20 protein-coding genes are annotated in these 18,368 nt (G+C 52.7%); 19 read left to right on the plus strand and 1 reads right to left on the minus strand.

Features of this window, described 5'->3' with window-relative positions; genetic code table 11:
• Positions 1-186: 186 nt before the first annotated feature.
• The 17 genes from NSQ80_RS09685 (at position 187) to NSQ80_RS09765 (ending at position 16,566) form a co-directional block, all read left to right on the plus strand.
• Positions 187-678, plus strand: coding sequence for a sigma-70 family RNA polymerase sigma factor (locus NSQ80_RS09685; RefSeq protein ID WP_009223152.1), 492 nt, complete (start codon positions 187-189; stop codon positions 676-678).
• 377 nt (positions 679-1,055) lie between these two features.
• Positions 1,056-2,300 carry an MFS transporter gene (locus NSQ80_RS09690; protein WP_339302108.1) on the plus strand — a complete coding sequence of 415 codons (1,245 nt, stop codon included), beginning with the start codon at positions 1,056-1,058 and terminating at the stop codon, positions 2,298-2,300.
• Positions 2,300-2,887 (plus strand): nucleotidyltransferase family protein, encoded by a 588-nt coding sequence (locus NSQ80_RS09695; RefSeq protein WP_339302109.1) that lies wholly within the window; start codon positions 2,300-2,302, stop codon positions 2,885-2,887. The genes NSQ80_RS09690 and NSQ80_RS09695 overlap by 1 nt, the downstream gene beginning before the upstream one ends.
• A 322-nt stretch (positions 2,888-3,209) precedes the next feature.
• Positions 3,210-3,608, plus strand: coding sequence for a hypothetical protein (locus NSQ80_RS09700; protein WP_009223155.1), 399 nt, complete (start codon positions 3,210-3,212; stop codon positions 3,606-3,608).
• A 48-nt stretch (positions 3,609-3,656) separates the two neighbouring features.
• The gene (locus NSQ80_RS09705) at positions 3,657-4,547 is read left to right on the plus strand and encodes an NAD-dependent epimerase/dehydratase family protein (RefSeq protein WP_009223156.1); all 891 of its coding nucleotides are present in this window, start codon (positions 3,657-3,659) and stop codon (positions 4,545-4,547) included.
• A 10-nt stretch (positions 4,548-4,557) separates the two neighbouring features.
• Positions 4,558-5,307, plus strand: a complete 750-nt coding sequence (locus NSQ80_RS09710) for a glucose 1-dehydrogenase (protein WP_339302110.1) — start codon at positions 4,558-4,560, stop codon at positions 5,305-5,307.
• 138 nt (positions 5,308-5,445) lie between these two features.
• A complete protein-coding gene (locus NSQ80_RS09715; protein ID WP_323076493.1) occupies positions 5,446-6,711 on the plus strand; it encodes an MFS transporter in 1,266 nt (421 codons plus the stop codon).
• Positions 6,712-6,747: 36 nt separating this feature from the next.
• A complete protein-coding gene (locus NSQ80_RS09720; RefSeq protein WP_339302111.1) occupies positions 6,748-7,776 on the plus strand; it encodes a TIR domain-containing protein in 1,029 nt (342 codons plus the stop codon).
• Positions 7,773-8,000 carry a hypothetical protein gene (locus NSQ80_RS09725; protein WP_009223167.1) on the plus strand — a complete coding sequence of 76 codons (228 nt, stop codon included), beginning with the start codon at positions 7,773-7,775 and terminating at the stop codon, positions 7,998-8,000. The genes NSQ80_RS09720 and NSQ80_RS09725 overlap by 4 nt, the downstream gene beginning before the upstream one ends.
• A gap of 153 nt (positions 8,001-8,153) precedes the next feature.
• Positions 8,154-9,086: a Gfo/Idh/MocA family oxidoreductase gene (locus NSQ80_RS09730; protein WP_339302112.1), complete on the plus strand. Its 933-nt coding sequence runs from the start codon at positions 8,154-8,156 to the stop codon at positions 9,084-9,086.
• Positions 9,087-9,177: 91 nt separating this feature from the next.
• Entirely contained in the window at positions 9,178-10,107 is a 930-nt protein-coding gene (locus NSQ80_RS09735) for a hypothetical protein (RefSeq protein WP_339302113.1), read from the plus strand.
• 103 nt (positions 10,108-10,210) lie between these two features.
• Positions 10,211-11,908, plus strand: coding sequence for an alpha-glucosidase (locus tag NSQ80_RS09740; RefSeq protein ID WP_339302114.1), 1,698 nt, complete (start codon positions 10,211-10,213; stop codon positions 11,906-11,908).
• Positions 11,909-12,002: 94 nt separating this feature from the next.
• On the plus strand, positions 12,003-12,944 hold the full coding sequence (locus tag NSQ80_RS09745; RefSeq protein ID WP_260069935.1) for a haloacid dehalogenase-like hydrolase: 942 nt from the start codon (positions 12,003-12,005) through the stop codon (positions 12,942-12,944).
• A gap of 5 nt (positions 12,945-12,949) precedes the next feature.
• On the plus strand, positions 12,950-13,456 hold the full coding sequence (locus tag NSQ80_RS09750) for a metallophosphoesterase family protein (RefSeq protein ID WP_009223172.1): 507 nt from the start codon (positions 12,950-12,952) through the stop codon (positions 13,454-13,456).
• A 280-nt stretch (positions 13,457-13,736) separates the two neighbouring features.
• Positions 13,737-14,816, plus strand: a complete 1,080-nt coding sequence (locus NSQ80_RS09755; protein ID WP_009223173.1) for an ABC transporter substrate-binding protein — start codon at positions 13,737-13,739, stop codon at positions 14,814-14,816.
• Positions 14,817-14,854: 38 nt separating this feature from the next.
• A complete protein-coding gene (locus tag NSQ80_RS09760) occupies positions 14,855-15,769 on the plus strand; it encodes an ABC transporter permease (protein WP_339302115.1) in 915 nt (304 codons plus the stop codon).
• Positions 15,769-16,566, plus strand: coding sequence for an ABC transporter ATP-binding protein (locus NSQ80_RS09765; protein WP_009223175.1), 798 nt, complete (start codon positions 15,769-15,771; stop codon positions 16,564-16,566). The genes NSQ80_RS09760 and NSQ80_RS09765 overlap by 1 nt, the downstream gene beginning before the upstream one ends.
• A gap of 74 nt (positions 16,567-16,640) precedes the next feature.
• On the opposite strand, the gene NSQ80_RS09770 is transcribed toward NSQ80_RS09765, so the two are convergent.
• Positions 16,641-17,006 carry a DUF2512 family protein gene (locus NSQ80_RS09770; protein ID WP_036643798.1) on the minus strand — a complete coding sequence of 122 codons (366 nt, stop codon included), beginning with the start codon at positions 17,004-17,006 and terminating at the stop codon, positions 16,641-16,643.
• A gap of 104 nt (positions 17,007-17,110) precedes the next feature.
• On the opposite strand from NSQ80_RS09770, the gene NSQ80_RS09775 reads away from it, so the two are divergent.
• Both NSQ80_RS09775 and NSQ80_RS09780 read left to right on the plus strand, forming a co-directional pair.
• Positions 17,111-18,061 carry an NAD(P)/FAD-dependent oxidoreductase gene (locus NSQ80_RS09775; RefSeq protein WP_339302116.1) on the plus strand — a complete coding sequence of 317 codons (951 nt, stop codon included), beginning with the start codon at positions 17,111-17,113 and terminating at the stop codon, positions 18,059-18,061.
• On the plus strand, positions 18,051-18,353 hold the full coding sequence (locus NSQ80_RS09780; RefSeq protein WP_009223178.1) for an antibiotic biosynthesis monooxygenase: 303 nt from the start codon (positions 18,051-18,053) through the stop codon (positions 18,351-18,353). Before NSQ80_RS09775 ends, NSQ80_RS09780 begins: the two co-directional genes overlap by 11 nt.
• The last annotated feature ends 15 nt before the right edge of the window (positions 18,354-18,368 follow it).

Genomic DNA, 18,368 nt, shown 5'->3' on the forward strand with positions numbered 1-18,368 from the left:
CAACTAGAATTCGCATGATGACGCCAGATGGCGTCTTTTTGTTTAAGGAAAACGCAGTAAATTCTTAAGGAAAACTTAACAATTTCTTAGTCGGGACGCAAACTCTATTCGGCATAATGGACCAAGTATGGCGGAGATATAAAGACAGCCTTGCTCTGAAAGCCGGGAGAAAGTGAGGAATCAATCATGAAGACTCGTTCTATGGATTTGCTTTACCGCGAATATAAAAATGACGTTTTTCGATATTTGTATAGTATGTGCCGTAACTCGCATATCGCTGAGGATTTGATGCAGGAGACGTTTTGCCGGGCGCTGATGCACCTGCACGAAGCAGAGGGGAAAAGGGCCAAGGCCTGGCTTCTTCGCGTCGCCCATAACGCTTATATCGACTTGCTGCGGAAGGAAAGCCGGTCGTCCTCGTACGAAAATGAATTTTTCCACCGTTATCCGAGTGACGATACACCGGAGAAATCCGTGCTTGGCGAGGAAAACCGCCGGGAACTATACGCGCAGCTGGCTTTTTTGCAGCCCAATCAACAACATGCGGTGCTGCTGTATGACGTACAGGGCTTCTCTTATCAGGAGTCGGCGGATTTGATGGGCATCTCGTTATCCCATTTCAAAATCGTGTTGTATCGCGCCAGACAAAAGCTGCGCCGGTCTAGAGAAACAGCCTGATCTTATATACTTATACTTAATCATACTTAACTATCTAAATATGAAATTTTCACCTTTGAGGCTGCCTTTGGGCAGTCTTTTTGGTTTGTTCTCTGTTCAATTCGGTTTACTTGATGTAGGATATTACCAGAAATCACCTGAACCTAAGGAGGACGAAACCCATGTCGAAGTTGCCATATCATCTGCAAGACTGCGTTTCATCTGGAAGCCTCGCCGCTGGGCTAAGGTCATTTGCTGGAGCATGAGTTACTGAAAGGCATAGATTCAGGCGATGGATGGGTTAAACCGCAACCAACGTTTTGGGTCGGATCCGGATAAAAACGTTCCAAAGTAAATGAAGCAAACCATCCTATATCAGATAAAAATGTGAGGTCAAGATGAACCAGTCAACCGCCGTCAAAACGGCTAACCCTGCATTCACGGTCTATCCGATTCTTTTTGCGATCAGCACGGTGCATTTATTAAACGATACGATGCAATCCGCGATCCCGGCTTTATTCCCGGTACTGCGCGAATCTCTGTTGTTATCCTACGGCCAAATCGGCTGGATTTCGTTCGCCATGAACATGACGGCTTCCGTGTTTCAGCCATTGGTCGGTTTGTACTCGGATGTTCGGCCCCGGCCTTATATTCTGCCGCTTGGCGTTTGCTTTACGCTGGCGGGCATCGTCATGCTGGCCTTTGCCCCCAGCTATCCATTGATTCTGCTGGCGGTCACCTCTATCGGGCTGGGCTCGTCGGTGTTCCACCCGGAGTCGTCGCGCGTTGCTTATTTGGCTGCAGGTCCGAGACGCGGGCTGGCGCAGTCGATTTTTCAGGTCGGCGGGAATATCGGAGCTTCGTTAGGTCCGATCATGTCGGCTTTGATCTTTATCCCTTTGGGTCAGACCAGCGTCGCTTGGTTTGCTTTGGCGGCGGTGGCGGCGATCGTCATCCAGTTTTTCGTGGCAAAATGGTACAGCGGGCAGGATCTGAAACCGCGTAAGCCGCGTACAACAGGTTCGGCAGCCGCGGGCGGAGCCGCTCGGCCAAAGAGCCGCCTCAGCCGGGGCAAGATCATACTGGCCATCACCGTGCTGGTGCTGTTGTTATTCTCCAAAAACGTCTACTCGATCAGCATCTCGACGTTTTATTCGTTTTTCCTGATGGATCACTACGGTGTTGCTAAAGATACGGCTCAATGGTATATTTTCGCCTTTTTGGCAGCTTCGGCGGTGGGCACGTTTTTTGGCGGGCCTATCGCGGACCGGTATGGTCGGCGCAACATCATATGGGTATCTATTCTTGGAACGGCGCCGTTTTCGATGCTACTGCCTTACGCTAACCTGTTCTGGTCAGGTGTACTTGTCGTCATTGCCGGCCTGATCATGTCCTCGGCTTTTTCGATTATCGTTGTGTATGCGCAGGAGCTGCTGCCGGGAAAGGTAGGGCTGATCTCCGGCCTGTTCTTCGGCTTGTCCTTTGGACTTGGCGGCTTAGGTTCCGCCGTGTTGGGGAACTTTGCCGATCAGGCAGGCATTCTGTTCATTATGCAGGTATGCTCCTTGCTGCCGTTGATCGGTCTGCTCACCGTCCTGCTGCCAAAGGATGAAGCATTAAAAGAGCAGGAGGCGGGGAGTTGATGATGCCAACGATTGCAGGTGCAGCCGATTTGCGCGAGGCGATCCGTCGTCAGCCGGAGATAATGGCCGATCTGCAGCTCGTTGCTGAGCTGAGGTTGCCTCAGGGCTGCATTGCCGCCGGTTATATCCGCAACTTTGTCTGGGACGTGCTTCATGGCTATGCCGAACGGACGCCGCTGCACGATGTGGACGTGCTGTATTATGATCCGGCGTGTCTGGATGAAGAGGCGGAGAAAGCCTATGATGAACGGCTGCGCGAACGGAATCCTCGGCTAAATTGGTCGGTGAAAAATCAGGCGCGCATGCATTTACGTAATGGGACGGCCACTTACCGCTCCGTCGAGGATGCCATGCGCCATTGGCCGGAAACAGCGACAGCCGTTGGCGCACGCTTGAACGCTGCGGGGGAGGTCGAGCTGATCGCGCCCTTTGGGCTGGACGATCTCCTGTCACTTCAAGTTCGGCAGGGTCCGTATTTTCACGATCACGACGTGTTCCGGAAGCGGGTCAACGGCAAAGATTGGCTCAGACGCTGGCCGCTGTTAAAGCTGGTCGAGGGGGAGGAGGGGCTGCGGCTGCCTCATTGAACGAGGGGGTATCGCCAAGACCTAACAGATAACGGACTCAGATGACGTTATTTTGAGTCCAAACGCTTAAAATCGATAATTAACGGACTCCAGAGACCTTATATCCTGGAATTTGCTCCTTTCAAGGCAAACCAAGGGCTAATAACGTCATTGAGGTCCGTTAGATTTTTTACAAGCACAAAATCAACGAAATAAGGACTCTGAGGTCCGTTAGGTTTTTATGCAATCCCTTCCGGCAACAAAACTTCCTGCTTCTCCCTGCGTTTCATGATAAAATTTGATTATTATTGGTTTTGATCCATACATAGGGAGAGTAGGATACATGAAGAGCTCAAAAGGGTATTTTTATTATTTTATCTGGATGCTGGGAGCGCTGGTGCTGATGTATTACGGGCATCAGTTTATCGACATGATGAACAACAAGACGCAAACGCTGGGTAAAATCGATTACGGCTTGATCGGCAAAATCGTGTACGGGTTAGCATTTGGATTGTATTTAAGCTTCCTGAACGGCTTTCCAAACCGGCGGAAGTTCCATCGGCCGCTGTTTGCTTTCGTATTTGTACCGAGCTTCCTGTTGCTGATCTATCCGATTATTACAATTTATGTGAAACAGATTTATATCGTAGGTTATTTCGAGATCGTGCGAGATCCGCAACTGTTTTTCTTTGGGATGCTAAGCGCTTTATCTTTGATCAAAAGTACGTTTGCGACGCGTTAAGCTCGTTAGAAGGTGACTCAATATCCGGCGATGGAGGAGGAAGAAGAAATGGCAAAGATTTTAGTGCTTGGCGGCTCTCGTTATTTTGGCAAAAGATTGGTTAACCTGCTGGCAAGTTCGGGCTTGCACGAGATAACGGTTGCGACCCGGGGACAAACGGAGGTCCAGTTTGATTCTCCAGTTACGCAGCTGCGGCTGGACCGTACAGATGAGAAATCGTTGCAAGCGGCGGCTGAGGCTGGACCTTGGGATCTGGTGTACGATAACATCTGTTTTTCGCCTAACGAAGCGCTTGCCGCGGTGCGGGCATTCAAGGAGCGCGTCGGGAAATATATTTTGACCTCCACCTTATCCGTCTACAAGTTGGGTAAATCGCCTTTAACCGAAGCTGATTTTGATCCCTATCATTATGAACTGAAGCTTGGCGATAAGCAGGCGTTTGATTATGGGGAAGGAAAACGGTTGGCTGAAGCGGCATTCTTCCAACAGGCAGATTTTCCGGTGAGCGCCTTGCGGATTCCAATTGTATTAGGGCCGGATGATTATACACGGCGGTTGCATTTTCATGTCGAGCATGTTCAGCAGGGGTTGCCGATTGGCGTACCGAACCCGGACGCGGCGATCTCGTTTATCACTTCGGCGGAAACGGCGAAGTTTCTGGCCTGGCTGGGGGAATCCGAACTGACCGGGCCGATTAATGCTTGTTCCGATGGGGAAATTACCATTGGAGAAATCATCCGCCTCATTGAATCCATCACCGGCAAAACAGCGTTGATCGAACGCGAAACGGCTCAGGAGCATCGATCTCCATTTGGCATCCCAAGCTCGTGGGTGATGGACAATACTAAAGCGCATGAGGCGGGATATCGTTTCGAAGCGCTGGACGATTGGCTGTCGGGGTTAATCTGTCACATCGCGGAAAGCGGACAGAAGGGGTGAGTTTCGAGACATGTCTTTTGCAAATAGGACTGTGATTGTAACGGGAGCGGGGCAAGGCATCGGCCGCGGTGTGGCTGAAGCTTACGCCCGGGAAGGTGCGTCCGTCGTACTGGCGGAGCTTAATGAAGAAACCGGCAAATCGGCGGCGGAGGCAATTCGCCAGGCCGGGGGCCGAGCCCTATTCGTGCCTTGTGATGTGCGCCAGGAGGCTGATATCGTTCGCTTAATGGAAACGGCCGAGCGTGAGTTGGGGCGGATTGATATTTTGATCAACAATGCGGGAGTATCGCGGTTTAAATCCACCTACGAGCTTACGGTAGAGGAATGGGACGATGTGCTGAATACCAACGTGCGCAGTACGTTTCTAGCTTCCCGTGAGATGGCCAAACGTGTGAAGGGAAGCGGCCGGGGCGGAGCCATCGTGAACATCTCCTCCACGCGTTCGCTCATGTCGGAACCCGGTTCGGAGGCGTACGCCGCCTCCAAAGGAGCGATTGTGTCGCTTACGCATGCGTTAGCTGTATCGCTTGGCCCGGATGGCATCCGCGTGAACTGCATCAGTCCGGGGTGGATTGAAACCGGGGATTACGGCGCTCTGCGCGAGATCGATCACAAGCAGCATCCGGCAGGACGCGTTGGAACTCCGGAGGATATCGCCCGGGCTTGTCTGTACTTGACTCACCCGGACAATACATTTGTGACCGGTGCACATCTGGTGGTCGACGGCGGGATGACGCGGAAGATGATTTACGAGCCTTAAGACGTGAGCAAAGATGAATCAACATTATATAAGGAGCTTAAGCATGGGACCGATTTGATCCTTCACTCTTGAACCTAACCTTTTTTTGACCCCGGGGTTTCCGGGTTATTTGGTTTGGAACAAAGGAGTGATACGGGGATGAAACGGTCCTTTTTTTGGTTATGGAGTTCGCAGACCTTGTCCAACATGGCGGACGTCCTGTATATTGTCGCTTTTATTACGCTGGTACTGGATCAGACTGGATCCATCATCTTTGCGACATTAGTTCCTTTTATTCGGGTAAGCTCCCAGTTGATCAGCAGCTTGCTGGCTCCCTTGGTGATTGCCAGATTTCGACTGACCACAATATTATCGATATCGCAAGGCGGTCAGTTTCTGTTGTTTTCGTTGCTCGCATTATATGTCTCCCCATGGGTTGGCGGAACTGCCCCGGGCATTCTGTATGGAATAATCTTGGTGATTTCCTTCCTCGACGGATGGACGACACCGGCGAGGAACGCGTTGATTCCCAGGTTGGTTCAGGACGATACTTTGCTGAAAGCGAATAGTATGATCGCGGCGACGGATCAAATCATCCAGTTTGCAGGGTGGGCACTCAGCGGTGTGGTTGTGGCGAAGTTTGGTTCGTTTCCGGTTCTTGTTGCGGTTGCTGGAGCTTACGGAATCGCCATGTTGGCTACGACCCGAATCGTAGATCCGATCGGAGGGGAACCTCGAAATGCAACATCTATGGCAGCATATGGAGATAGGGGATCCAAACGGGTCATCTCTCATTGGGAAACGTTAAAAGAGGGGTGGATCACCCTATTGCGATTGCCAAGATTGCGCGCATTAACCTGCATGGAGATGACGGAACTGTTAGGCAGTTCGGTATGGTCGGGGGCATTTTTGCTTGTGTTTGTGCGCGATATTTTACACCGGGATGAATCGTGGTGGGGGTATATCAACGCCGGTTATTTTGCCGGGGCCGTATTAGGCGGAATATTGATTGTAGCTCTGGTAAACAAGCTGGAGTATCGGTTGTACCCTGCGCTATGGATCGGTATGCTTGGATATGCCGTCTTGACCTTTGCCTTTGCGCTAAACACTTCCGCTGTTTTGACGCTGGGTATTGTGCTCTTGATAGGTCCGTTTGCCGAACTAGTCGGAGTTGCCCGCCAAACGTATACGCAACGCAGCGCCGATCCGGATCAGTTGCCCAAAGTGCTGTCAGCCCAAGCCGCGTTGCAGAATTTCCTGTTTGGGATATCTCTGCTGCTCATGAGTTTCGTCGCGGAGGGGGTAGGAATTGTCTACGTTTACTTGCTGGCGGGGGGATGGAGCCTACTTTCGGTCTTCATCGGTGTACGACATCGTCAGTTATTCCATCAACCTGCACAAAACGAATCGGGATGGTATAATTAGGAAAAGATGATTCGTTTTTCAAGGAGCTGTGGAGTTGTGGATGTGACCAAGCCGAACGTCTTTATTGGATCCTCACGGGAAGCGATGGATATCGCGAACGGGATCCACGCTCAGATCAACCGATATGCCCAGGTAACTCCATGGTATGCCGGCGCATTTGAAGGCAATGATTACACGATGGAATCGCTGGAGAAGCAACTCCATAAGAATGATTTTGGGGTTTTCATCTTTGCGCCGGATGACATCGCTTTATATCGAGGGAAATTTGTTTTCATCACCCGGGACAACACGCTTTTTGAGATGGGGTTGTTTTGGGGGAGACTCGGGCGAAGGCGAGTATTTGCCATCATCCCGCAGGAGATCAGAGAGAGGGATGATCTGATCCAAGGGGAGAACGTTTCAGAATATCATCTCTTATCCGACCTTCAAGGCTTGACGTTACTGAGATATGAGGTGCGAACGGATGGGAATGAGGAGGCTGCGGTTGCCGTTGCCTGCCGTTCACTGATTAAAGCGATCCTGGCCGAAGGTGTGTACCGTGATCCCCACAATGAAATCGCGAGAATGGAAATGGAGTTGGAGCGTAAACGCCGGATCCTGCATCTCTTCTGGACTTATAACAAAAATATTACCGTATCCGACGAGCAGGAGCGTTACAACTCTTTGAGCGAGGCCATTCGGACGTCGATGCTTCCTCCTCCGGGGTATCTGGTTACCGGTGCTGCGCTTTGGAAGGTGCAGGGAGATGAGGGGATTGGGCAAGTCGGCGGCAACGTAGGGAAAGGCCGATTTTTCACCTTTCAGGAGAACCAAGAGCGAGTGGAGTCCGGCCAGCAGCCGATCTACGTGTTAGATGCGTATTTAACCGCAAAATGGGCTTTCTTTAACCGGCTTGAAGTTGAACAGGTATACATCCTATGCTATCCTTTAGGTAGAGAGCATGTGCTGTCGGTTCATTTTTCCGGCAGGCATCACTTGACCGACGAGCAGTTAGGCATCATTGTATCCGATAATAATGAACTCTTACGAACCATTGATTATATCCTTGGAGGGGATTCGATATGAAGCGAGGTAACTTGAAGCTGAAGCAAGGCGCTGCCCCGGTTTCCAAGGCTTCCAAGCGTCTGTCCCCAGCGATGATGGATGCCAAGACGGCAAAAGGACGCAAGCTGCAAGCCAGCCGTTCCAAAGGCATTCTCTATATTGGACCGTCCGTCGAAGGCGGAGATAAGGAATATGTGAAGGTACTCACGGGTGACGTAGACCGTACGAAACCTTCCTTTGTTTAATCGATCAGCCGAGCAGACCCCCATGATCAGCATGGGGGTTTTCTTTTTTGCTGCAGCAAATTTACATCTTCCTTTCCCTATGCCAAAATGAAAGGAAACGTTGACCATTTCACTCTAACGAAATCATGAAGTTATGCTCAGGAGGCAAAAAGGATGCGCATCGGAATCATCGGACTCGGCGATATCGCGCAAAAAGCGTATTTGCCGGTCATTACGGCGAGGGAGGACGTCGAACTCGTCTTGAGTACACGAAATCAGGAGACGCTGTCTAAGCTGGCAGCAAAATACCGCATCCCGGAAACGGTGAGCAGCGTGGACGAGCTGGTGAAATCCGGCGTGGATGCTGCATTCGTCCATTCGGCGACGGAGTCCCATCCGGCGATTGTGGAGCAACTGATTGAGAACGGAATCCACGTCTACGTGGATAAGCCGATCGCTTACCATTACGAGGAGTCCAAAAGACTGAGTGAGCTTGCGGAACAGAAAGGCGTGTTACTCATGACGGGGTTTAACCGCCGGTTCGCCCCGATGAACGCGTCCCTGAAGGAACAGCCGGACCGCCGGCTCGTGCTGTTGCAGAAAAACCGCACCCCATCGCCCGACTATGCTCGCCGCTTCGTGTTGGACGATTATATCCATGTGGTGGATACGCTGCGGTTTTTGGCACCGGGTGAAGTCCGGAACTTTCACGTCTCGACTCGAGTGCAGGAGGGGAAGCTGTACCATGTCACGCTCCAGTTGGAAGGCGACGGCTTTACCTGCATCGGCATCATGAACCGCGATTCGGGGGCCAACGATGAAATCCTGGAGGTGATGAGCCCCGGCCAGAAATGGCGGGTGGACGGACTGAACACGACGGAGCATTTTGCCGGCGGTGAAGCGAAACGATTGACCTTTAAGGACTGGGATCCGGTGTTGTACCGGCGGGGGTTTGTGCAGATCATCGATCATTTTATCCGCTGTGTTCGCGAAGGAGGGGAACCGGCCATCTCGCTGCAAGATTCGCTGGAAACCCATCGGCTGTGCGAGGAGATTGTGAAGAGCGCTGAGGCGAACGGCGCTGTGGCTTGGGAACGGCCGCTTTGAAACTTTCGGTCTCGACCAACGTAGAACAGGATAGCGAAACTACGTAGGCCGGACAGGACAACCGTTCCGGCGATAAAGGGAGGAACCAAGGTTGTTCGAGGACCTTAACGTTCGTATGGCAGAACTCAAAGAGAAAGCCCGGAATCAGGAGAAATGGCAACAGCGTCTCAAAAATCTCCAGCAGGAGTTGACCGGCCTGCAAGAAGAACGGAACCGTTGGCAGAAGCAGCTGGCTGCAGAGGAAGAAGATGTTCGCAAGCTGTCGACGATGTCGCTGTCAAACTTATTGGCTACCCTGCTTGGCAACAAAGCCGAGAAGCTGGATCGGGAGCAGCGGGAAGTGCTGGAAGCCAAGATGAGGTATGATGCCGCCGAAGCTGCGGTTCGCGATATGGAGCGGCAAATTGCGGATATTGAGCGCAGACTGCTCGAGCTGGGTTCTTGGAAGAACGAATATGAGCGGATTTTTCAAGCCAAAGAGCGGAAGATCCTGGAGGAAGACGGAGAGCTGCGGGAGCTGGCCGAACGCGAAGCGGTCCTCACCGTGCAGCTGAAAGAGGTGGACGAAGCGCTGCAGGCTGGACAATCCGCCCTTCACGATTTAAGCGCAGCCGAGGAAGATCTGCGTTCTGCGAAAAATTGGGGGGTGTACGATATGCTGGGCGGCGGAATGTTGTCGACACATATTAAGCACTCGCGGATTGATGAGGCGATGAGCCATCTAATGGCGGCGCGGCAAAGTCTGCAACGTTTTCAGCGGGAACTCCGTGACATCGGAGCGGACATTTCGACGCATCTGGAGATCGGCGGATTGCTGAAATTTTCCGACTATTTCTTTGACGATTTTATCTCGGATTGGCTAGTGCAGGGGCGAATCAACGTCAGCTTAGATCAAGTCCAAAACCAACTTACGGCGGTAAGCGACGTGCAACGCGAGCTGGAAACAGCCAAACATAAGCTGGAATCGGAGCGGGCCGAAACGCATCGGAAATACGTGCAAGCGGTGGAGCATTATGCTTAGCAGATAACGAGGCTCGGGAACTTTTGGGTTCCCGGGCTTTTTTCGTAATACAAAACTGGTTCGATGCAAATAGCTAAAGGAAAAACGAGAAAGGGAGTCGGACATGAAGCGGACTTGGTGGAAGGAAAGCGTCGTGTACCAAATCTATCCGATCAGCTTCAAGGATTCGAATGGGGACGGGGTGGGTGACCTGCGCGGGATCCTGTCCAAGCTGGATTATTTGCAAGATCTTGGGGTCGACGTCGTTTGGATCTGTCCGATCTATCAATCGCCTGGGCATGATAACGGCTATGATATTAGCGATTATTATAAGATCGATCCCGCATTTGGCACGATGGAGGACTTCGATGAGCTGTTGGAAGCGTTGCACGCGCGCGGAATGAAGCTAATGATGGATCTGGTGCTGAATCACACTTCGGACGAGCATCCCTGGTTCTTGGAATCTCGGAAGTCCAAGGATAATCCGAAGCGGGATTATTACATCTGGCGAAAGGGTAAAAACGGCGGCCCGCCGAACAACTGGGAGTCGTATTTCAGCGGTTCGGTTTGGGAGTATGACGAGCGTACCGATGAATATTACTTACATTTGTATTCCAAGCATCAGCCTGACTTGAACTGGGAAAATCCGTCCGTCATCCGCGAGCTGCATGACATGGTCAAGTGGTGGCTTCAAAAAGGCGTGGACGGCTTCCGGTTCGATGCCATTGCGCATATCGCCAAGGCGAAAGGACTGCCGGATGCAGACAATCCGGAGCAGAGACCGACGGTTCGGGCTTACGAGCTGTTTTCGAACCTGGACGATGTACATACACTTCTGCAAAACTTGTACGATAACGTGTTGTATTACTATGACATTATGACCGTAGGCGAAACGTCGGGGCTAGGTCCGGAGCAGGCGTTGAATTATGTTGGCGATGACCGTCGTGAGCTGAATATGACGTTTCAGTTCGAGCATATGTTTCTGGATGCGGGCTATGCGGGCAGCGGCAAATGGGACGTCGTTCCGTGGAAGCTGACGGACTTAAAGGAAGTCATCACTCGCTGGCAGACTGTGCTGCACGGGCGGGGGTGGAACGCCAATTATTTGTGCAACCATGACCAGCCGCGCTCGGTTTCCCGTTTTGGGAGCGATCAGGAACCTTACCGCATTCCGTCCGCTAAAATGCTGGGGACCTTCCTTCATATGCTGGAAGGGACGCCGTACATTTATCAAGGCGAGGAAATCGGCATGACGAACGCGGTCTTTGATTCAATTGACGATTATCGTGACGTGGAGACGCTCAACTACTATGAGGAGCAGCGAAGAAACGGTGTTCCGGAGGCGGACATCCTGCGGGCGATTCATCTAAAAAGCCGGGATAACGCCCGTACCCCCATGCAATGGGATGCCGGACCGCAAGCCGGGTTTACCACTGCCGAATCCGCCTGGATCCGGGTGAATCCCAATCACGATCGGATTAATGTCGAGGAAGCGATCCGTAACCCCGATTCGATCTACCATTACTACAAAAAGCTGATTCGCTTAAGAAAAGAACATGCCGTGATCGTCTACGGCGAATACGAGCTGCTGCTCCCCGATCATCCGCAGATATATGCGTTTACCCGGAGGTTGGAAACGAGCTGTTTGTTGGTGATCCTGAATTTTAGTTCCGAGGAGCCGGTATTCGAATGGCCTTCTGAGGCGGTGGAGCCGAAGGACATCGAACTGTTAATCTCCAACTACGCTCCACGGGAGCACGAGGATGTATTGAACTTACCGCTGCGCCCCTATGAAGCAAGGGTTTATTTGAAACGATATTGATTCAAGGGGATATCGGATGGCCTGCAGCATTTCGACGTGCTACACTGGAGATATAGCAATTGTGCAGAACTTGGAACGAATGGAGGGGTAGCCCATGAAACGGATATTGGACTGCCGGGCTTCGGATTTTCGCCAAATGGATCGCGAAGCTCTAAGGGGAGCAATTTTGGCAGCGGAAGGGCGAACGGTGATGGCGGAAACGGTGGTTACGTCCCAGCCGCTGCTGCCCGAGATCACCAATGCGGAGCTTGCTAAAGCTTTTGGCGCGGACATGATCCTGCTGAACGTCTTTGACGTGTTTCACCCGCAGATTCGCGGCATAGAGCCGCGGGATTTGTTTGCGCCGGATCGCGGCAGTGGGGAGCCCGGGCCGAGCGCGCGAAATCCGATCGCGGAGCTGCAACGATTAACGGGACTGCCAGTCGGCATCAATTTAGAGCCGGTCGACGCGTCGGCCGATGCGGTTGAAGGGCTTCACGAGCTGCCCGAAGGACGGCAGGCAACCGCTCAGAGCTTGGCCGAAGCCAAGCGGCTTGGCGTGGATTTCGTATGCCTGACAGGCAACCCGAAAACCGGAGTGACCCATGAACGCATCCTGCACGCGATCCATGTGGCAAAACGGGAATTCGGCGGTTTGATCATCGCTGGCAAAATGCATGGCGCTGGTACTCGCGGCAGCGTGCTGGACGGCGAGGCTGCGATCAAGTTCGTTGAAGCCGGCGCGGACGTCGTGCTGCTGCCAGCTCCGGGGACCGTTCCGGGCGTGCGCGAGGAGGAGCTGGCCCGGGTCATTGCGGAAGTCAAGGCGCGGGGGGCCTTGGTTTTGGCGGCGATCGGCACAAGTCAGGAAGGCGCGGACGAATCGACGGTGCGAGAGATTGCTCTCAGCGCCAAACGTGCCGGCGCCGACATTGTACACATCGGGGATGCCGGTTTCGCGGGCATGGCCATCCCAGAAAATATCCAAGCGGTATCAATCGCCATCCGCGGGCGGCGGCACACCTATGTGCGTATGGCCGCTTCGCCGTTGAGGTAACGCCTATGCGGATCGGAGTCATATCGGATACGCATATCCCGCGCCGCGGAGTGGAACTGCCCGCGAAGCTGCGGCAAACCTTCCGCACCTGCGACATGATTCTCCACCTGGGGGATTGGGTGACGATGGAGGTATACGAGCAGTTAAAAACGATAGCGCCGGTTGAGGGTGTGGCAGGAAACAATGACCCAAACGACATTATCCGTAAGTTTGGTTGGCATAAAATTCTCGAGCTGGGCGGCAGACGGATCGGACTGACGCACGGCCATCTCCCCGGCGGCGGGCACGGGGCTAAGAACAATGCGGAGCGCGTCTTTGCTGGCCAACCGGTAGACGCCGTGCTGTTTGGCCACTCGCACAAGCCTTACCTTGCGAAAAGCGGTGGCGTCTTGTGGTTTAATCCCGGGTCGCCTACCGACAAACGGCGGGAACCCAAATACAGCTTTGGCGTGCTTGAGATCACTCCCCAAGCGATCCAGGCGCAACATATTTATTTAGATGCCAAAAAGTAGATCCAAGAACATGTGGAGCTACCAATGCGAGGCCGATTTTCGGTTTTGCTTTGGATGGCTCTTTTTTATACCTATCTTGAGGCAGAAGTCCCTTAACCTGTATTGACGTATAATTGACCACCATTTAATATAGGAATCATACTTCGTGTCCATGTTGGACGAATCCTTGTCCACGGACGCTTTAATCCTTTCATCAACAAAAGCGTTAATCAGATTATGCTTTACTGCAGGGGCACTGCAGGGTCATTAATTTCATGAGAGAGAAAGGGGAAACAAAAACATGAAGAAGAAGCTTGGGATGATTCTCGCCTTGTCGCTGCTGCTGGTCGGCGTTGTTGCTTGCGGCAACAATGGCGGCAACGGAAATGCCGCAAACGGGGGGAATGCCGGGGGAACCGGAACGGAAAATTCCGCGGGTGCGGGGAATACATCGGATTCCGATAAGAAAACGTATAAAATCGCGATTTCGCAAATCGTGGAGCATCCTTCCTTGGATGCAACGCGGGAGGGCTTCCTGGACGCTTTGAAGGACGCAGGCATTGTAGAAGGGGAAAACTTGGAGCTTGATTACAACAATGCGCAGGGGGACCAAACGAACAATACGACCATCGCGCAAAAAATCGCCGGCGAGAAATATGATCTGGTGCTCGCGATCGCTACGCCGCCTGCACAAGCTGTAGCGCAGCAGGTGAAGAACTCCCCGATCCTGTTCGCGGCTGTTACTGATCCGGTTGATGCCAAATTGGTGGACAATTTGGATCATCCAGGTGGGAACATCTCCGGGGCTTCGGATACGAACCCGGAAGCGATTACGAAGCTGATGGACTTCATCGCTGAGCACTTCAAGGATGTCAAATCCGTTGGATTGGTGATCAACCAAGGGGAACCGAATGCCGTCGTTATGGCAAACCATGCAGAGAAAGCATTGGAAGCCCACGGTATCAAATTGGTGAAAGCCTCGGTAACCAATACATCGGAAGTTAAACAAGCGGCCGAATCGCTGGTTGGTCGGGTAGATGCGCTGTACATTACGCTCGATAACATGGTCGTTGAAGCCGTCAGCACCGTGATCCAGGTAGCCAACGATAACGACCTTCCTTTCTTCTCGAGTGACCGGGATACGGTCGAGAAGGGGGCTTTTGCAACGATTGGGTTCAAATATTATGACCACGGGTACCAAGTGGGACAAATGGCAGTCGACGTGCTGAAGAACGGCAAAAAGGTCGGTGACCTGAAAGTGACGGTGCCGGATAAGCTCGACTTGATCATGAACCTGAAAGCGGCAGCCGAGCAAGGGATCGAAGTGACCGATGCCATGAAGGCTCAAATTACGGATAAGGAAAACAATCTGATCGAATAGGCAGCACACGCTCCTAATTTCTTGAGGAGGTACTCATCATGTTGAACTCGCTGCTGGGGGCGCTGGAATCCGGCCTGCTGTATGCGCTTATGGCGCTCGGCGTATATATTACGTTCCGAATTCTCGACTTTCCGGACCTGACGGTGGACGGGAGCTTTACGACCGGCGGTGCGATCGCTGCGGTCATGATCGCAGGGGGAAGCTCTCCCTGGATTGCTACGGTCGTTGCTTTTTTGGGCGGCTTGGCTGCCGGTGCGATCACCGGCATCATTCATACCAAAGGACGGATTAACGGACTGCTCTCCGGGATATTAATGATGATTGCATTGTATTCCATCAATATGCGGATCATGGGCAAACCTAATGTAGGCTTGCTGGGGGAGACAACGCTGTTCAGCTCGGTTTCGCCGCTGGTGTTCATGCCGATCGTTGTTATCGCCATTAAGCTGCTGCTGGATTTGTTCTTTCGTACGGAGCTTGGCTTGGCCCTGCGGGCCACTGGCGACAATAAACGGATGATCCGCAGTTTTGGTGCCAATACGGATAACACAATTATTCTCGGGCTCAGTTTGTCCAACGGGCTAGTGGCTTTGTCCGGGGCGCTCATCGCTCAACAGTCCGGTTTCGCCGACATTTCGTCGGGGATCGGGATGATCGTGATCGGGCTGGCTTCGGTGATTATCGGGGAGGCCATCTTCGGGACGCGGACGGTATTCTGGGCAACGCTGGCAGCGGTTCTCGGGTCCATCGTTTATCGAGTGGTTGTAGCGCTAGCGCTGCGGATCGAATGGCTGGAGCAAACGGATTTGAAGCTGATTACGGCAGTTATCGTGATCATCGCATTGGTGCTTCCGACCGCACAAAGAAACATGAAGCAGAAAGCCGTAGCTCGCCGGCGCGCCGGTGAAATTACACAAACCGCCGGGCAAAAGAGCGTAGGGGGTGGGTTCTAATGCTGAAGTTAACCCAGGTATCGAAGCTCTTTCACCCCGGCACGCCGGATGAGAAGATCGCGCTGATTGACGTCAATCTGCATCTGCGCAAAGGCGATTTCGTAACGGTCATCGGCAGCAACGGTGCGGGGAAATCCACGCTGATGAATATGATCTCCGGCGTCATCAAGCCGGATGCTGGCGAGGTTCGCCTTGGCGGCGTCGACATCAGCCATCTTCCAGAGCATCGACGCAGCAAGTGGATTGGCCGTGTGTTTCAGGACCCGATGGCCGGTACTGCACCGCATATGACCATCGAGGAGAACCTGGCGATGGCTTACTCTCGCGGGAAGGCGCGTGGCCTTGCGCTGGGGGTGAACGCGAAGCGCCGGGCGATGTTCCAGGAGCAGCTGCGCAGGCTGGGCATTGGATTGGAGAACCGGCTGCGCGCCAAGGTCGGTACATTGTCGGGCGGGGAACGCCAGGCGCTCAGCCTGCTGATGGCAACGTTTACCGAGCCGCAGGTGTTGCTCCTAGACGAGCATACTGCTGCACTGGACCCAGCCCGTGCTGAGCTGGTGACGAAGCTTACGCAGGAGATCGTCAGCGAATTGAAGCTGACCACGTTGATGGTCACCCACAACATGGAGCAAGCGATCCGGTTGGGTAACCGCCTCATCATGATGGATGGCGGGCGGATCATCCTTGATGTGGATGAAACGAATAAACGCGAGTTAACGATCGAACGGCTGCTAGGCGAATTCGAACGCATCAGCGGCCACAAGCTGTCCGATGATCGCGTGATGCTGGGCAGTTAAATTGCAACTATACCTGTACACAAAGCGCGAGTGCAAAGGGAGGATTCCCTTGTACTCGCGCTCTTTGTTGTCTTTTAACGAGCATCGCGCACTCGTACGCTGCTGTCCCTGCGGATGCCGTCGCGCAGCATCCAAGCGTGCAAGAACCATTCAAATACGCCCATCACAATGGTAATGGCAAGGATTTCGCCAAGAGATAACGTCCATTCCGCGTTGGCGGAAATCGCCCACAGGAAGATAAAGACGAGAAACGCATCTACAACGGTTGCGATCCCATTGTTCGTTCGCGGAAGGATGAAAAGATCCCCGAATAAATAGGCTAGAATAGACAACGCTAAGGCTGTCAGCAGCGCTGAGATGAATGAGGCGTTGCTTAAGAGCATTACCATGACGATGACGATAATTCCATTTCCAAGTAATTTGACGAGAAACTTGTCCAACCCTTTCACCTCCTTGTTTTACGCTCTAATTTCTCCTAACGGGAAAGCGGCTATACACCAAATTAACGATGTCAATTAATAGCTACGGAAAGCGGGACAACAACATGACTCAAACCACAAACTACGATTGCATGATCATTGGCGGCGGTATTGCCGGATTACAAGCCGCTATTCAGCTAGGCCGGTACTCGGTCCACAACGTACTGGTTATTGACGCGGGTTATGGAAGATCCACGTTATGCCGGCAATATCATAACCTGCTGGGGTTCCCGGAAGGTATTTCCGGGGAAGAACTGCGCAGTCGGGGGAGACGGCAAGCGGCGTCTTATGGCGTAAAGTTTGTGCAAGACACAGTAACCGAAGCGAAGAAACGGGATGAGGGATTTCAGGTAAAAACATTAAGCGGCCAAACGTATTCAGGTCGAACCCTGCTGCTGGCGACCGGTGTGCTGGACCGTTATCCCGATGTCCCCGGTTTGGTTCCAACGCTTGGGCTAAGCGTCTATGTCTGTCCGGATTGTGATGGGTACGAAATTGAGGGGCGGAAAACGGTATTAATGGGGGCGGGGGACACCGGTGCCAAGATGGCGCTGCTGCTCATCCAGCGGACCCGCGATTTAACCTACATTAATCATGAACAGACATCTGTCGCTGCGTCGCTCCTGAAGCAAATGGAGGAACAGGGGATTCGCTACGAGGAAGGGACCATCGCCGAAGTCCAACAATCCGAAGGCTTTATCCGCAGCGTGAAATTACAGGATGGCCGGAGCTTTACAGCAGAACGGGGATTTATTGCGTTTGGCGGCAATGAGGTTCATTCTGGATTAGCCGCTCAACTTGGCGTACGCATTTCCGAGAACCGTCATGTGGAGGTCAACCCCCGCACAAAGCAGACGAACGTCCCCGGCGTGTGGGTGGCTGGGGATCTAGGACTTCATGCGGAACAGGTTAGCGTGGCCATGGGGGAAGGCTCAATTGCCGCAATTTGGATTCATAAAGCATTAAGTCCGTGCTATAATCAGTTGAACGGAGGGGATGCAGAGGATGATTCTTGAAGTAGCTCAGCTGCAAGTGAAGCCCGGAATGATTAATGATTTCGAAAGCCACTTCCGGAAGGCTTCCAAAATCATCAGCCGGGCGTCCGGTTATCTTGGACATGAGCTCCATAAATGCGTAGAGACGGAGAATAAATATATTCTGCTCGTGCGTTGGCAATCCATTTCCGCACATGAGGTAGGTTTCCGTCAATCTCCGGAATATGAGGAATGGAAAGCGCTGCTTCATCCATTCTACGATCCCATGCCTACCGTGGAACACTACGTGCAAATCAAGCATGAAACGGAGTAGGAGGAAAGAGAATGG

The sequence above is a fragment of the Paenibacillus sp. FSL K6-2441 genome, assembly GCF_037964765.1.
In the GTDB taxonomy this organism is placed as follows: Bacteria; Bacillota; Bacilli; order Paenibacillales; family Paenibacillaceae; genus Fontibacillus; species Fontibacillus phoenicis.

Coding starts and splice junctions, on each gene's coding strand:
- NSQ80_RS09685 (WP_009223152.1), top strand. CDS start 187: ATGAAGACTCGTTCTATGGATTTGCTTTACCGCGAATATAAAAATGAC.
- NSQ80_RS09695 (WP_339302109.1), top strand. CDS start 2,300: ATGATGCCAACGATTGCAGGTGCAGCCGATTTGCGCGAGGCGATCCGT.
- NSQ80_RS09740 (WP_339302114.1), top strand. CDS start 10,211: ATGAAGCGGACTTGGTGGAAGGAAAGCGTCGTGTACCAAATCTATCCG.
- NSQ80_RS09710 (WP_339302110.1), top strand. CDS start 4,558: ATGTCTTTTGCAAATAGGACTGTGATTGTAACGGGAGCGGGGCAAGGC.
- NSQ80_RS09690 (WP_339302108.1), top strand. CDS start 1,056: ATGAACCAGTCAACCGCCGTCAAAACGGCTAACCCTGCATTCACGGTC.
- NSQ80_RS09725 (WP_009223167.1), top strand. CDS start 7,773: ATGAAGCGAGGTAACTTGAAGCTGAAGCAAGGCGCTGCCCCGGTTTCC.
- NSQ80_RS09755 (WP_009223173.1), top strand. CDS start 13,737: ATGAAGAAGAAGCTTGGGATGATTCTCGCCTTGTCGCTGCTGCTGGTC.
- NSQ80_RS09700 (WP_009223155.1), top strand. CDS start 3,210: ATGAAGAGCTCAAAAGGGTATTTTTATTATTTTATCTGGATGCTGGGA.
- NSQ80_RS09705 (WP_009223156.1), top strand. CDS start 3,657: ATGGCAAAGATTTTAGTGCTTGGCGGCTCTCGTTATTTTGGCAAAAGA.
- NSQ80_RS09715 (WP_323076493.1), top strand. CDS start 5,446: ATGAAACGGTCCTTTTTTTGGTTATGGAGTTCGCAGACCTTGTCCAAC.
- NSQ80_RS09750 (WP_009223172.1), top strand. CDS start 12,950: ATGCGGATCGGAGTCATATCGGATACGCATATCCCGCGCCGCGGAGTG.
- NSQ80_RS09775 (WP_339302116.1), top strand. CDS start 17,111: ATGACTCAAACCACAAACTACGATTGCATGATCATTGGCGGCGGTATT.
- NSQ80_RS09745 (WP_260069935.1), top strand. CDS start 12,003: ATGAAACGGATATTGGACTGCCGGGCTTCGGATTTTCGCCAAATGGAT.
- NSQ80_RS09765 (WP_009223175.1), top strand. CDS start 15,769: ATGCTGAAGTTAACCCAGGTATCGAAGCTCTTTCACCCCGGCACGCCG.
- NSQ80_RS09760 (WP_339302115.1), top strand. CDS start 14,855: ATGTTGAACTCGCTGCTGGGGGCGCTGGAATCCGGCCTGCTGTATGCG.
- NSQ80_RS09780 (WP_009223178.1), top strand. CDS start 18,051: ATGATTCTTGAAGTAGCTCAGCTGCAAGTGAAGCCCGGAATGATTAAT.
- NSQ80_RS09730 (WP_339302112.1), top strand. CDS start 8,154: ATGCGCATCGGAATCATCGGACTCGGCGATATCGCGCAAAAAGCGTAT.